Source organism: Comamonas sp. CMM03, from assembly GCF_019218715.1.
Lineage (GTDB): Bacteria > Pseudomonadota > Gammaproteobacteria > Burkholderiales > Burkholderiaceae_C > Comamonas > Comamonas terrigena.
On sequence record NZ_JAHUXB010000004.1, the window covers coordinates 469,918 to 482,884 of the forward strand.

General features: G+C 66.3%; 11 protein-coding genes. 6 read left to right on the plus strand and 5 right to left on the minus strand.

Annotated features, from left to right (window positions below; genetic code table 11):
• Positions 1-53: 53 nt before the first annotated feature.
• Positions 54-1,532 carry a polyphosphate kinase 2 gene (gene ppk2 / locus KW830_RS16015; protein ID WP_218333698.1) on the plus strand — a complete coding sequence of 493 codons (1,479 nt, stop codon included), beginning with the start codon at positions 54-56 and terminating at the stop codon, positions 1,530-1,532.
• Between the two features lie 115 nt (positions 1,533-1,647).
• On the opposite strand, the gene KW830_RS16020 is transcribed toward ppk2, so the two are convergent.
• Positions 1,648-2,589, minus strand: coding sequence for a LysR family transcriptional regulator (locus KW830_RS16020; protein ID WP_066536520.1), 942 nt, complete (start codon positions 2,587-2,589; stop codon positions 1,648-1,650).
• Positions 2,590-2,707: 118 nt separating this feature from the next.
• Here KW830_RS16020 and KW830_RS16025 point away from each other — a divergent pair, with 118 nt between their 5' ends.
• Complete coding sequence (locus tag KW830_RS16025; protein WP_218333699.1) at positions 2,708-3,370, plus strand: NAD(P)-dependent oxidoreductase; 663 nt, start codon at positions 2,708-2,710, stop codon at positions 3,368-3,370.
• A 105-nt stretch (positions 3,371-3,475) separates the two neighbouring features.
• Here KW830_RS16025 and KW830_RS16030 read toward each other — a convergent pair whose 3' ends face one another.
• Positions 3,476-4,489 (minus strand): helix-turn-helix domain-containing GNAT family N-acetyltransferase, encoded by a 1,014-nt coding sequence (locus tag KW830_RS16030; RefSeq protein ID WP_218333700.1) that lies wholly within the window; start codon positions 4,487-4,489, stop codon positions 3,476-3,478.
• A gap of 232 nt (positions 4,490-4,721) precedes the next feature.
• Between KW830_RS16030 and KW830_RS16035 the strand changes: the two genes are divergently transcribed.
• The 3 genes from KW830_RS16035 (at position 4,722) to KW830_RS16045 (ending at position 7,229) form a co-directional block, all read left to right on the plus strand.
• Positions 4,722-5,078 carry a VOC family protein gene (locus KW830_RS16035; RefSeq protein ID WP_218333701.1) on the plus strand — a complete coding sequence of 119 codons (357 nt, stop codon included), beginning with the start codon at positions 4,722-4,724 and terminating at the stop codon, positions 5,076-5,078.
• Between the two features lie 319 nt (positions 5,079-5,397).
• Positions 5,398-6,624 (plus strand): sugar transporter, encoded by a 1,227-nt coding sequence (locus tag KW830_RS16040; RefSeq protein WP_218333702.1) that lies wholly within the window; start codon positions 5,398-5,400, stop codon positions 6,622-6,624.
• 350 nt (positions 6,625-6,974) lie between these two features.
• Entirely contained in the window at positions 6,975-7,229 is a 255-nt protein-coding gene (locus KW830_RS16045) for a hypothetical protein (RefSeq protein WP_066536505.1), read from the plus strand.
• A 316-nt stretch (positions 7,230-7,545) separates the two neighbouring features.
• On the opposite strand, the gene KW830_RS16050 is transcribed toward KW830_RS16045, so the two are convergent.
• The 3 genes from KW830_RS16050 to KW830_RS16060 all read right to left on the minus strand — a co-directional run bounded on the left by KW830_RS16050 (position 7,546) and on the right by KW830_RS16060 (position 11,547).
• A complete protein-coding gene (locus tag KW830_RS16050) occupies positions 7,546-8,511 on the minus strand; it encodes a tripartite tricarboxylate transporter substrate binding protein BugE (protein ID WP_066536502.1) in 966 nt (321 codons plus the stop codon).
• 300 nt (positions 8,512-8,811) lie between these two features.
• Complete coding sequence (locus tag KW830_RS16055; protein WP_218333703.1) at positions 8,812-10,086, minus strand: CaiB/BaiF CoA-transferase family protein; 1,275 nt, start codon at positions 10,084-10,086, stop codon at positions 8,812-8,814.
• A 270-nt stretch (positions 10,087-10,356) separates the two neighbouring features.
• Positions 10,357-11,547 carry an acyl-CoA dehydrogenase gene (locus KW830_RS16060; protein WP_066536498.1) on the minus strand — a complete coding sequence of 397 codons (1,191 nt, stop codon included), beginning with the start codon at positions 11,545-11,547 and terminating at the stop codon, positions 10,357-10,359.
• Positions 11,548-11,769: 222 nt separating this feature from the next.
• On the opposite strand from KW830_RS16060, the gene KW830_RS16065 reads away from it, so the two are divergent.
• Positions 11,770-12,738: a LysR substrate-binding domain-containing protein gene (locus KW830_RS16065; protein ID WP_218333704.1), complete on the plus strand. Its 969-nt coding sequence runs from the start codon at positions 11,770-11,772 to the stop codon at positions 12,736-12,738.
• Positions 12,739-12,967 lie beyond the last annotated feature (229 nt).

Genomic DNA, 12,967 nt, shown 5'->3' on the forward strand with positions numbered 1-12,967 from the left:
ATGGGCGGTGGCTGCCCGATGGCAGTCCGCCCCGCCACTGCCAGGAAAGCTGTATGACGACCCGAACCACCCACCGATCCACCTCCACTCCGGCCCGCACCGCGCGCGCCTCCGCCGCGCAGCCCGCCAAGACCCTGGCAGCTGCCATCGAAAAAAGCAGTGCCAGCACCGCGGTGGAACTGCCGCTGCCAGCACCCCAGGCTGCCCCCGGCAAGCGCAGTGCAGCTTCCCAGGTGGCCGCACCCTCCAAGCCTGCGGCCAAGGTGGTGACCGGCAGCACCGCGGCACGCAAGTCCACGGCAGGCAAGGCGGCGGCCACCGTGCCCACAGTGACCGCACCTGCCGCGACCGGTGCTGCGGCGCCGGTGCCCGTTGCCACCGCGCAGAAGGTGCTGGGCAAGGCTTTGCACGGCAAAAAGCCCATGCATGGCCCGCGCCCGGCCGACCAGGGCGATGTGGCGCAGGGCATTCACAGCGGCAAGGCGCTGGAGGAATATGTGGCCGGCCAGGCCACCCAGGCTGCGCAGAAAAAGCGCATTGCCGCCGTCATGGCAGTGCTCGATGGCCCGGGGTCCGAACAGGAGCGCGCCAAGGCGCTGCGTACCCTGCTGGAAGGTGCGGACGCTGACGACAAGCGTGCGCTGGCCAAGGCACTGAACAAGCTGGGCAACGAGCCCGAAGGCAAGGCCAACCCCGACGAAGAGCTGGCCAAGGACTGGAAGGACGGCGGCTACCCTTATGCCAACCTGCTGCGCCGCTCGGTCTATGAAAAAGAGAAATTCCGCCTGCAGGTTGAACTGCTCAAGCTGCAGGCCTGGGTCAAGGAAACCGGCCAGCGCGTGGTCATCGTCTTCGAAGGGCGTGACGCAGCCGGCAAGGGCGGCACCATCAAGCGCTTCATGGAGCATCTGAATCCCCGTGGCGCACGTGTGGTGGCTCTGGAAAAGCCCAGCCAGACCGAGCAGGGCCAGTGGTACTTCCAGCGCTATGTGCAGCACCTGCCCACGGCCGGCGAGATCGTGCTGTTCGACCGCAGCTGGTACAACCGCGCCGGCGTGGAGCGGGTGATGGGCTTTTGCTCCGACTCGCAGTACCGCGAATTCATGCGCCAGGCGCCTCAGTTCGAGCGCATGCTGGTGGGCAGCGGCATCCATGTGATCAAGTTCTGGTTCAGCGTCAGCCGCAAGGAGCAGCGCCGCCGTTTCAAGGAACGCGAGGCCCACCCGCTCAAGCAGTGGAAGCTGTCACCCATCGACACCGCTTCGCTGGACAAGTGGGACGACTACACCCGCGCCAAGGAAGCCATGTTCTTTGAAACGGACACGGCCGATGCGCCGTGGACCGTGGTCAAGAGCGACTGCAAGAAGCGCGCACGCCTGAATGCCTTGCGCTATGTGCTCACCCGCCTGCCTTACACCCAGCGCGATGTCGCCCGCATCGGCCGTGTGGACCCGCTGATCGTGGGCCGTGCGCACGCCATCTACGAACGTGGCGAGCCGCACAGCCGCAACGACAACGAAAACGATGCCTGATGACTGGTGAGGGACAGGCCGCGGCCACCGACGGTGGCTGGGGCCTGTCCCCTGCACATGCCGGCGTTGCTGGCGGCCCGGGCCTGCCCTTTGGCGGACGGGTCACCGCAGCGCCTCAGGCGGTGCGGACCACCCCTTCCAGCTGGCCAAAGTAGGCGCGCAGCACCTCCACGGCCTGGCGCACCTTGGCGGGCAGGGCGTCGCGCTGCGGGGTAACGGCCCACAGGTCCAGCAGGCCCATCTCCCAGTCGGGCAGCAGGCGCAGCAGCCGGCCTTCGCGCAGCGGCCGAACCACGTCCAGCAGCGTGAGCTGGGCCACGCCCAGGCCGGCTTCGCACAGGTACTGCACCGTGCCGCGGTGGTTGCTGGTCATGCGTGGCTGGGCCTGCAGTGCGGCAACGTCACCGGTGGCGCTGTGGCGCCATTCCTGGGCTAGCTGCGGGGGCTCGGTGCGGGACTGCTCCAGCCAGGTGGCGGTGGCCAGATCGGCCGGATGGGCGGGCAGGGCGCCGGGTGCTCGGCCGGCCTGCAGGTTCCAGGTTTCCAGCCACTGTGGCGCGGCGCACAGCACCGTAGGCGAAGCCCCGAGATGGCGGGCTACCCAGCTGGAGTCCTGCTGAGGGCCAAAGCGCAACGCCAGGTCCACCCGGGCCTGGATCAGGTCAATCGGGGCATCGTCCACCAGCAGGCGCAGGCGCAGCTGGGGGTGCTGGCCCAGCCAGGCGCCCAGTGCGGGCGCGGCATGGCGGGCAAAGCCCACGGGGGCGGACAGACGCAGCTCGCCACTGGGCTGCTGGCGCTCGGCCGCCAGCTCGGCCCGGGCGCGGGTGGCCGCCTCGCTCAGGGCCGCGCACTGGGTGTAGAAGCGCTGGCCGGCATCGGTCAGGCCCAGCTGGCGCGTGGAGCGGTGCAGCAGGCTGACGCCGGCTTCGCGCTCCAGCTGGCGGATGTGCTGGCTGACGGCCGAGGGGCTCATGTCCAGCAGGCGTGCGGCGGCGCTCATGCTGCCCTGCTGCACCACGGTGGCAAAGATGGCCATGCGTTTGAGGTCTTCCATGGCGCTTGATTATGAAGCTGTGCTTCAAAGTAATGGTGGTCCAGAGGGCTGTTTCAGGCGCAGGCCGCGGCGTAATCTTGCACCCTGTTGAAACAAACCACTCTCAAGGAGTTCTCTCATGCAAGTCGCTCTGATCGGTGCCACGGGTTTTGTCGGCGCCGCCGTGTTGAAGGAATTGCTGCAGCGCGGCCACCAGGTCGTGGCCCTGGTGCGCGACCCGGCCAAGCTCGCCGCCCAGCCCGGGCTGAAGGCCGTGCAGGCCGATGTACTGGATGCCCAGCAGGTGCAGCAGGGCGTGGCCGGTAGCGATGCCGTGCTCAGCGCCTACAACGCCGGCTGGACCAACCCGAACATCTATGAGGACTTCCTGCGTGGCTCGCGCGCCATCGTCCAGGGGGTGAAGGCTGCTGGCGTGGCCCGTTACCTGGTGGTGGGCGGTGCCGGCAGCCTGTATGTGGCGCCCGGCGTGCAACTGGTGGACACCCCGGAATTCCCGGCTTTCATCAAGCCCGGCGCTAGCGCCGCCCGCGATATGTACACCGAACTGCAGAAGGAGAGCGCGCTGGACTGGACGCTGCTGAGCCCGGCCGTGGGCTTCCACGGCGGCTCCGACGCGCAATCCCGGGGCCGCACCGGCCAGTACCGTACCGGCCAGGATGCGCCGCTGATGCAGGCCGACGGCCAGCCTGGCGATATCTCGGCGCAGGACCTGGCCGTGGCCCTGGTCGATGCGCTGGAGCAGCACCTGCACAGCAAGCAGCGCTTCACGGTGGCGTACTGAGGCATGGGCATGGGGCAGTGAGCGGCACAGCCGCCGCTGCCTTGTGCTATCCCTGTGCCGGGAAGCCAGGTAGGGGGAGCATCCCGATCAGTACCGGCACTGGAGTCAGGCCTTGGCCGCCGGTGGGGTGGCGCCGGCGCTGGGGCGGGGGCGCGTGAATTGCTGCTCGGTCACGGCGTGGCCCCACTGGCTGCCGGGGGCCTCGTGCACCAGGGCAAAGCCGTGGGCTTCATACAGGGCGCGGGCGGCATCCAGCCCTTGGAATGTCCACAGTTGCGTGGCCGCAAAGTCCTGCCGATCGCAAAAGGCCAGCGCCTGATGCAGCAAGCGGCGGCCTGTACCGCAGCCCCGGCAGCCGTCATCCAGAATGAACCAGCGCAGATGGGCCTGGCCCTGGCCCAGATCCTGCCCGTCGATGGCGATGGCACCCACGATCCGGTCCTGCTGCATGGCGCACCATATCTGGTTGCCGGTCTGGTCCAGCCGGCCAACGAATTCCGCCAGACCGCCGGCCACCTTGCTTTCAAAGAGCGCTCCGAAGCCGGCATGCCGGGCATAGAAACGGGCATGCATTTCCGCCACGCGGCCAATCACCCCCGGCCGGTAGCCGGCATGAAGGGTCACCAGAGGCGGTGTGGCCTGCCCCTGGGTGGGCTCCTGCGTCTGTCCCTGGCGGCAGCTTTGCAGCGCTCCGGCGTAGGCGTTCAGGCCCTGGGCCACGGTCTGCTGCACGGTGGGGCTGAGCTGCTGCAGCGCAGCCTCTACCCGCTGCCGGCCGAAGCGGTGGATGGCGGCCGCCGTGCGCCGGCCTCGCGCGGTCAGCTGCAAGGGCTTGATACGGGCATCCGCCGCCATGCCGGCCGGTGGCGCGCACTCGGTCACTTCGCCTGCAGCGGCCAGCTTGGCCAGCATGCGGCTGACGCTGGATTTCTCCAGCCCCAGCAGCTGTACCAGCTGGGCGGCAGTGAGTGCGCCTTGCATGTCCAGCTCCAGCAAGGTGTGCACGGCCGACGGGGAGTAGTCCGTGGCCGCCAGGGTGGTCTGCATGAAGCCCAGTTCGCGCACCATGGTGCGCGAGGCAGAACGGACGAGGGCAACCAGATCGGTATCGGTGGACATAAGGGGCAGTCGAAAAAATAATGGTTGCATCGTACAACTGTTTGCGTGCGCTGTGTACCTGGATAGCCAGGGCCTGGCCCAGCATGGGGATGGCACAGACAGCGTCATGGGGCGCAGACGCCAGGCAGACGTCCGGCAGATGCCATGGCATATTGGCGCCTGTCCGTCACCTGCCTTGCCTGCGCCACAGCGGGTGGGGCATGCACCAGCCTGTCGCCGTGGAGGAACCCCCATGTCAGCCCGTATCGGTCAGATCGATTTCATCGAATTTCCCGGCGCCGATGCCGCCACATTGCAACGGGTGAAAGCCTTCTACGGCAAGGCCTTTGACTGGGAGTTCCAGGACTGGGGAGGCACCTATGTGGACACCGCCTCCAGCGGTCTGGGCGCCGGTTTCAATGCCGATGCGGCCCAGGCGCCCCGGCAGCCGCTGCCGGTGATATTTGCGGTGGATCTGGAAAAGGCCCTGGCGGCGGTGCAGGCCGCCGGCGGCACCATCAGCAAGGCGATTTTTCCCTTCCCTGGCGGGCGGCGTTTCCACTTTCATGACCCGGCAGGCAATGAACTGGCGGTGTGGTCGCCGGAGTGAGCGCCGCCGCCGCACCAGCGACGCCCCCCCGCGGGCCTGTGAAGCGCGGAGCCGGCTGTGAATGCGCGCGTCCGGGTCCGTGCGGCCCGTAGTGCCACGCCCCGCAGGGCATTGCTGCGGCTAGCGCCGCGTGTGCTGGCTGAACGCCGTACCATCCCAGGTTGCGCGGCGTGTGCTGCAGCGGTGGGCAACAGGCCGCCAGGGCCTGTCTGAGGGCGCGCCACCGCATGCAGACCGATTGCCGCAAGGCGCAGCAGGGGCGCAGGGTCTGCCTGTCGTCCTTCTTCTGTGGGCTGTGCGCCGGCCTGTGTGAATCTCTATGTCCGAATCTCTTTCCTCCGCTGCCTCCGCATCTGCGCCGGCTCCCGTGTCCGACGCCCGTGCCTGGGTGGGTGTGATCGCGCTGGCGCTGGCCGCTTTTGTCTTCAACACCACGGAATTCGTTCCCGTGGGCCTGCTCAGCGACATGGGCGCAAGCTTTGGCATGCGCACCGAACAGATCGGTCTGATGCTGACCATCTACGCCTGGGTGGTGGCGCTGGCCTCACTGCCCGGCATGCTGCTGACCCGCCACTGGGAGCGCCGCCGCCTGCTGATGGGCGTGTTCGCGCTGTTCATTGCCAGCCATGCGCTGTCGGCGGTGGCCTGGAGCTACCCGGTGCTGCTGGTCAGTCGCATCGGCATTGCGTTGGCGCATGCGGTGTTCTGGTCCATCACCGCGGCCCTGGCGGTGCGCGTGGCACCGGCCGGACGCAAGGCCCAGGCCCTGGGTCTGCTGGCCACCGGCACCACGCTGGCCATGGTGCTGGGCATTCCCTTGGGGCGTGTGGTGGGCGAGGCCCTGGGCTGGCGCACCACCTTCGGCGCCATCGGGGTGGCGGCGCTGGCCGTGATGCTGGTGCTGTGGCGCCTGCTGCCGCTGCTGCCCAGCGAGAACGCCGGATCCGCCCGCTCCATCCCGGTGCTGCTGCGCCGCCCGGCCCTGCTGGCCACCTACGCGCTGCTGATCTTGATGGTGACGGCGCAGTTCACCGTCTACAGCTACATCGAGCCGCTGGTGCAGCAGGTCGGCGGGCTGAGCAACCATGTGACCACCATCGTGCTGCTGCTGTTTGGCGGCATGGGCATTGTGGGCAGCATGTGCTTCAGCGCCTTTGGTCTGCGCTTTCCGCGCAGCTTTCTGCTGCTGGCGCTGGCGGTACTGACCGCCAGCCTGTGGCTGCTGCTGCCCAGCACGGCCTGGCTGCCGGGTCTGTACCTGGTGTGCTCCATCTGGGGGGTGGCCATGCTGTGCATGGCGCTGGCGTTGCAGGCCAAGGTGCTGCGGCTGGCATCGGATGCCACGGATGTGGGCATGTCGCTGTTCTCCGGCCTGTTCAACGTGGGGATCGGCGCCGGTGCGCTGCTGGGCAGCCAGGTGGGCACGCATGCCGGCCTGCAGCACCTGGGTGCCGTGGGCGGCAGCCTGGCCGTGCTGGGCCTGCTGTGGTGCGCATATGCCACCTGGAAGTGGGCGGGCAGCTTTCACCCCGCGCCGCAGCGCTGAACGCTCATCCAGTTTGTTGCCTGCGTGTAATCAAGGTGATGGACGGTAAATCCGGCCCACCGATGATGTAACAGCCCGTCTGCCCGCATCCCGGGCAGACGGGCTGCTCTTTTTGGGGGAGTGCGTGCCTGCAACACCGCCCTGCGCAATGACCGCTGGTGCGCTGCAACACCCTGTGGAGCGCGTCACCGGGTCAGACACCACCGCACCCGGGCGGGCGGTGCTGGCAGGGCGCAGGCCATGGTGTCAAGATGAAATCCAGTCCATCCGGAGTGGCGGTTGAAGCGTTTTTCTCCCAGGCCGGAGGCTGGTTTTCAGGCGTGAACTTCGTCACCACGTGGAGGCGCACCATGGACCGCGAGACCAAATGGACAAGTTTCTTTCTGCTGGCGCTGGGGCTGCTGGGCATGCTGGTGGGCGGCATGTCGCTGCTGGCGCTCCAGCAGGTGGCCGAGGGCAGCAACTGCGTGGCGCTGTGTGCGGTGGAACAGGTGTTTGCCGACATGGTGGGGCCGCGCGTGAGCCAGTTGCTGGTGGGGGTGCTGTGGCTGCTGGTGGGGCTGACGTTCAGCAGCGCGGGGGTGAGCGTGTGGCGCAACCGGTGAAAATCGGTGGCCAGCAGGCGGGGGCTCGGGCATAAAACAGTCGATCCAGGGTCTGCCAAGCTGCAGCCTTCGCACCGGTCCGCATGCAAAAGACTGCTCTGGCAGTCTTTTTTTCACAGGAGCCACGGTCGGTGCACCGCAATCGCCATGCACGCATGGATACCGCATATTGCTGGAGATACAGGGCAGCCGGTGCGATTATTTATTCCTTATATAAGGCACACCTGAATGGGTATTTTGATCACCACGCATGCCATGGGCTTGGAAAATAAAAAACCCCGCAGTGCGGGGTTTTTTGATACTGGTCAGGAAATATTTATTCCATCGTCAGCTTTTGCTTGTCGACCACGGCCTTGTACGCGGTGTATTCGGCCTTGATTTCCTGGGCAAACTTCTCGGGCGTGCCGGCCACGATCAGCGAGCCGGTGTCTTCGATGCGCTTGCGCACGGCCGGATCCTGCAGCACCTTGTGCACGGCGGCATTCACCTTGTTGACGATGTCCTTGGGCAGGTTCTTGGGGCCGACGATGCCGTAGTAGGCCATGCGGTTCACGCCAGGGGCGCCGACTTCGGCCAGCGTGGGCACATCGGGCAGCACTGCCAGACGCTGGGGCGCAGCCACCACCAGGGCGGTCAGGCGCTTTTCCTTCACAAAGGGCAGCGTCGAGGGGAAGTTGTCAAACAGCAGCGGAATCTGGCCTGCGACTGCGTCGTTGATGGCCGGGCCCGAACCACGGTAGGGCACGTGCAGCATCTTGGTGTCGGTGGCCAGCATGAACATTTCCATCATCAGGTGACCGATGGAGCCGGTGCCGGGCGTGCCGTAGGAGTACTTGTCGGGATTCTTCTTGATTTCTTCCAGGAAGCTCTTGTAGTCCTTGCCCACGAACTTGGGGTTGGCGGCAATCACGTTGGGCGTGGCTGCGATGTTCACAATGGGCGTGAAATCCGTGAACACGTTGTACGGGATCTTGGGATTGATGGCCGGGTTGGTGGCCGTGGTGGACACGGTGGCAATACCCAGGTTGTAGCCGTCGGCCGGAGCGCGGGCGGTTTCGGCGGCACCGATGGCGCCACCGCCACCGCCGCGGTTTTCCACGATCACGGGCTGGCCCAGTTCACGGCTCAGGGGATCGGCCACCACGCGGGCCACCAGGTCGGTGGTGCCGCCGGCGGCAAAAGGCACCAGCAGCTTGATGGGCTTGGTGGGGTAGCTTTGGGCGTGGGCGGCGGTGCCGAACGCGGCCAGGATGCCCAGGGCGAGCAGGCTGCGACGAATCATGTTGTCATCTCCGTATTGTTTTGTTGAAACTACCGTTTGGGTAAAACGTGGGAAGAATCGTACGGCCCGGCTTCTGAAAGCGCTATATGCGAAATGCGGTTTTGATTCGGTAGTTACCCTGGGGTGAACGGATTATGTAGATAATCCAGAAATACGATTATCCCTCGCGCATGAATATGCTGCGAAGGATATAAAAGCCAGAGGAGAAAATCCTGCAGCGCCGGGCGCGTGTGGCGCCGGCGGCGCTGCAGGGAAGGTGCCTCTGAAAGCAGCTGCGCCAGGGCAGCGGGGGACTGCGTGTCAGATCACCTGCTGGGCTTGGAGCTGGGCCAGCTGGGCGGCGTCCAGCCCCATTTCGGTCAGCACCTCGGTGGTGTGCTGGCCCAGGGACGGGGGCGCGCTGCGGTAGACCACCGGGGTGCCCGACAGGCGCATCGGGCTGGCCACCGTGCCCACCGTGCCCAGTCCTCCTGCGGCCGGCAGCTCCTTGCGGATGCCGCGCGCCCGGACCTGTGGGTCGTCGAAGGCCTGGGCCACGGTGTTGATGGGGCCGCAGGGCACGGCCTTGTCTTCCAGCAGCGTGATCCAGTCCTGGGTGCCGCGCGTCTGCATCAGCGGGGTCATCAGCATCAGCAGATCGGAGCGGTTCTGCACCCGGGCGGTGTTGGTGGCAAAGCGTGCGTCCTGGGCCCAGCCGGGGTGGCCGACGGCGGTGCAGAAGCGGGCGAACTGGCCGTCGTTGCCAATGGCCAGCAGCACATTGCCGTCACGGGTCTTGAAGTCCTGGTAGGGCGCCAGACTGGGGTGGATGTTGCCGGCCCGGCCCGGTGCCTTGTCGGTGGCCAGGTAGCCGGCGGCCTGGTTGGCCAGCACGGCCATGCCCACGTCCAGCAGCGCCATGTCGATGTACTGGCCTTCCCCGGAGCCATGGCTTGCGTTGTCGCGGGCATGGAGCGCAGCGATGATGGCATTGCTGGCGTACAGCCCGGTGAACACGTCGATCACTGCCACCCCCACCTTCAGCGGGCCGCCGCCGGGTTCGTGGTCGGCGTGGCCGGTGATGCTCATCAGCCCGCACATGGCCTGCACCATCAGGTCGTAGCCTGCGCGTTCGGCATACGGGCCGTCCTGGCCGAAGCCGGTGATGGAGCAGTAGATCAGCCTGGGGTTCAGCGCCTTCAGGCTGTCGTAGTCCAGCCCGTATTGCTGCAGGCCGCCGACCTTGAAGTTTTCCACCACCACGTCCGCCTCGGCTGCCATGCGGCGCAGCAGGGCCTGGCCTTCGGGGTGGGCCATGTCCACGGTGATGGAGCGCTTGTTGCGGTTGCAGGCCGTGAAGTAGCTGGCTTCGCGCGTGTCGTTGCCGGCCGTGTCCTTCAGGAACGGAGGGCCCCAGTGGCGGGTGTCGTCGCCGGCCACCGGACGCTCCACCTTGACCACATCGGCGCCCAGATCGGCCAGTAGCTGCGTGGCCCAGGGACCGGCCAGCACACGGGACAGGTCCAGCACCTTGATGCCGGCCAGCGCGGCGGGACGGGAAGCAGCGGGTGTGGAAGCAGGGGAGGAGGCGGTCATGGAGGATCCGATCCGGCGGGATGTGAGGGGGATAAAGCCAGAGAGCCCGAGGGCTCTGCCAACCAGGGCAGTTGGTGCGCCAGGTGATTGGGCTCTGGAGGTAAAACACAGCCAGAACCCAATCAGCTAGCGCCGGGGCGGCGGTGCATGGTGCAGTGCCGCCCCGGCGGTGCCTACGGACGCTAAGGTGAGGGGTGTGGAGTCGCAGGTCGTCGCAGCGCTGCGACCCGGCTCCACCACCCCGCACCCGAGCGTGCGGGCGCCGCGACCTCAGTTCGCGAATGCGGCGATGCCGGTCTGTGCGCGGCCCAGAATCAGGGCGTGCACATCGTGCGTGCCTTCGTAGGTGTTCACCACTTCCAGGTTCACCAGGTGGCGGGCCACGCCGAACTCGTCGGAAATACCGTTGCCGCCCATCATGTCGCGCGCCAGACGGGCAATGTCCAGGGCCTTGCCGCAGTTGTTGCGTTTGATCAAGGAGGTGATTTCCACCACGTTCTGGTGCTCGTCCTTCATGCGGCCCACGCGCAGGGCGGCTTGCAGGCCCAGCGTGATTTCGGTCTGCATGTCGGCCAGCTTCTTCTGGATCAGCTGGTTGGCAGCCAGGGGGCGGCCGAACTGCTTGCGGTCCAGCGTGTACTGGCGGGAGGTGTGCCAGCAGAACTCGGCGGCACCCATGGCACCCCAGGCAATGCCGAAGCGTGCGCTGTTCAGGCAGGTGAAGGGGCCCTTCAGGCCGCGGACTTCGGGGAAGGCGTTTTCTTCGGGCACGAACACATCGTCCATCACGATTTCACCGGTGATGGAGGCGCGCAGGCCCACCTTGCCGTGGATGGCGGGAGCGGACAGGCCCTTCATGCCCTTTTCCAGCACGAAGCCGCGGATCTGGCCCACGTTACCGCCTTCGGACACTTCCTTGGCCCAGACCACGAACACATCGGCCACGGGCGAGTTGGTGATCCACATCTTGCTGCCCTTGAGCTTGTAGCCGCCGTCCACCTTGTAGGCGCGGGTGGCCATGGAGCCGGGGTCGGAGCCGTGGTCGGGTTCGGTCAGGCCAAAGCAGCCGATGAATTCACCGGAAGCCAGCTTGGGCAGGTACTTCTGCTTCTGGGCTTCGGTGCCGAATTCGTTGATGGGCACCATCACCAGGGAGGACTGCACCGACGCCATGGAGCGGTAGCCGCTGTCCACGCGTTCGATCTCGCGGGCCACCAGGCCGTAGCTCACATAGTTCAGGCCGGCGCCGCCGTATTCGGTCGGGATGGTGGGGCCCAGCAGGCCCAGTTCGCCCATCTCGCGGAAGATGGAGGTGTCCACAGACTCATTGCGGAACATGGACTGCACGCGGGGCATCAGCTTGTCCTGGCAGTAGCTGCGCGACGCGTCGCGGATCATGCGCTCGTCTTCGGTCAGTTGCTCGTCCAGGTGGAAGGGATCGTCCCATTGGAAGTTGGCCATGTTGTGTCTCCTTGAATCCGTGAAGGTGGGGGGGAAGAGGTGCTTGTCGCCCGCAGGCATTGCCGACGACAACTGGATGGGAACGCATGGTAGGTGGCGCCGACCGGTGCCGCAAACGATTTGATTGCATCCATGTATGCGTGAAACGCATTTATGGAACCAATTTCTGCCAGCTTTAGGTATGCTGGAGTCTGTAATTCACTTTTTGCATGAAGGTTTTGCATGCGTCGTGCCATTCCCTCTACCCAGGCACTGGCCTGTTTCGAATCCGCCGCCCGCCACGAGAGCTATACCAAGGCGGCGCAAGAGCTGGCGCTGACGCAGAGCGCGGTCTCGCGCCAGATCATTGCGCTGGAAGAGTTTGTCGGCCTGCCCCTGTTCAAGCGCACCCGCCACGGCGTGCTGCTGACCGAAGCCGGCCGCCAGTACGCCCAGCAGGTGGCCCGCTGGCTCCAGGGGCTGGAGCGCGACACGCTCGACCTGATGGCCCACCAGGGCGAGGGCGGCACCATCAACCTGGCGGCCGTGCCCACGTTTGCCACGCGCTGGCTGCTGCCGCGCCTGCCGCAGCTGATGAAGGCCCACCCCGATATCCGGGTGCACATCGATGTGCAGACCCGCCCCTTTCTGTTTGCTGACACCGGCTTCGACGCCGCCCTGTACGCCGGCACGCCTGAACAGGTGGCCCACTGGCCGGGCGTGCAGGCCCAGTGGCTGATGGACGAGGAAACCCTGCCGGTGTGCAGCCCCCAACTACTGGCCACCGCCCAGGAGCGCGACCTGGGCCGCGCCTGGCAACCCGTCAGCCCCGCCGTGATCGCCGGCATGCCGCTGCTGCAGCAAAGCACGCGGCCCTACGGTTGGCAGCAATGGTTCGATGCCATGGAAGTCAGCGCCCCGCGTGCGCTGGATGGCGCGCGGCTGGAACTGTTCTCCATGCTGGCCGTGGCCGCCAGCCAGGGCCTGGGCGTGGCGCTGATTCCGCCCATGCTGATCGAGCAGGAGCTGGCGCGGGGCGATCTGGTCATTGCCTGTGACCGCCCGCTGCGCGGCAACCGTGCCTACTACCTGGTCACCCCCGCACTGGCGGAAGGCGCACCCCAGGCGCCTGCGCTGCGCGTGTTCAGCCAGTGGCTGCTGCAGCGGGCCGAAGCCGTACGTCCACCCGCAGTGGTGATGCTTAAAAAATAAGCAGCAACCATATTGTCCAATGCTGACAACTGCTTAGTTGACTTATCCCATGTGGACAATGAGCTTGTCCACAAGCTTGGTCAGATCGGATGGGGACAACCGGTGCGGACCGGGCTGGATGAGGCTGGATCTGTCCCTGAACGTGCCCACGGCAGGCTGTGGAGTGCTTTCGCGCCATAATTTCTGCCCCTGATTGCCATGCCGAGGCCGGTTTGCATAAAAAATAAGC

Excerpts from the sequence above, each read along its gene's own strand:
- KW830_RS16020 (WP_066536520.1), bottom strand. The coding sequence starts at position 2,589 with ATGGAAGACCTCAAACGCATGGCCATCTTTGCCACCGTGGTGCAGCAG.
- KW830_RS16025 (WP_218333699.1), top strand. The coding sequence starts at position 2,708 with ATGCAAGTCGCTCTGATCGGTGCCACGGGTTTTGTCGGCGCCGCCGTG.
- KW830_RS16065 (WP_218333704.1), top strand. The coding sequence starts at position 11,770 with ATGCGTCGTGCCATTCCCTCTACCCAGGCACTGGCCTGTTTCGAATCC.
- ppk2 (WP_218333698.1), top strand. The coding sequence starts at position 54 with ATGACGACCCGAACCACCCACCGATCCACCTCCACTCCGGCCCGCACC.
- KW830_RS16055 (WP_218333703.1), bottom strand. The coding sequence starts at position 10,086 with ATGACCGCCTCCTCCCCTGCTTCCACACCCGCTGCTTCCCGTCCCGCC.
- KW830_RS16060 (WP_066536498.1), bottom strand. The coding sequence starts at position 11,547 with ATGGCCAACTTCCAATGGGACGATCCCTTCCACCTGGACGAGCAACTG.
- KW830_RS16040 (WP_218333702.1), top strand. The coding sequence starts at position 5,398 with ATGTCCGAATCTCTTTCCTCCGCTGCCTCCGCATCTGCGCCGGCTCCC.
- KW830_RS16035 (WP_218333701.1), top strand. The coding sequence starts at position 4,722 with ATGTCAGCCCGTATCGGTCAGATCGATTTCATCGAATTTCCCGGCGCC.
- KW830_RS16045 (WP_066536505.1), top strand. The coding sequence starts at position 6,975 with ATGGACCGCGAGACCAAATGGACAAGTTTCTTTCTGCTGGCGCTGGGG.
- KW830_RS16050 (WP_066536502.1), bottom strand. The coding sequence starts at position 8,511 with ATGATTCGTCGCAGCCTGCTCGCCCTGGGCATCCTGGCCGCGTTCGGC.
- KW830_RS16030 (WP_218333700.1), bottom strand. The coding sequence starts at position 4,489 with ATGTCCACCGATACCGATCTGGTTGCCCTCGTCCGTTCTGCCTCGCGC.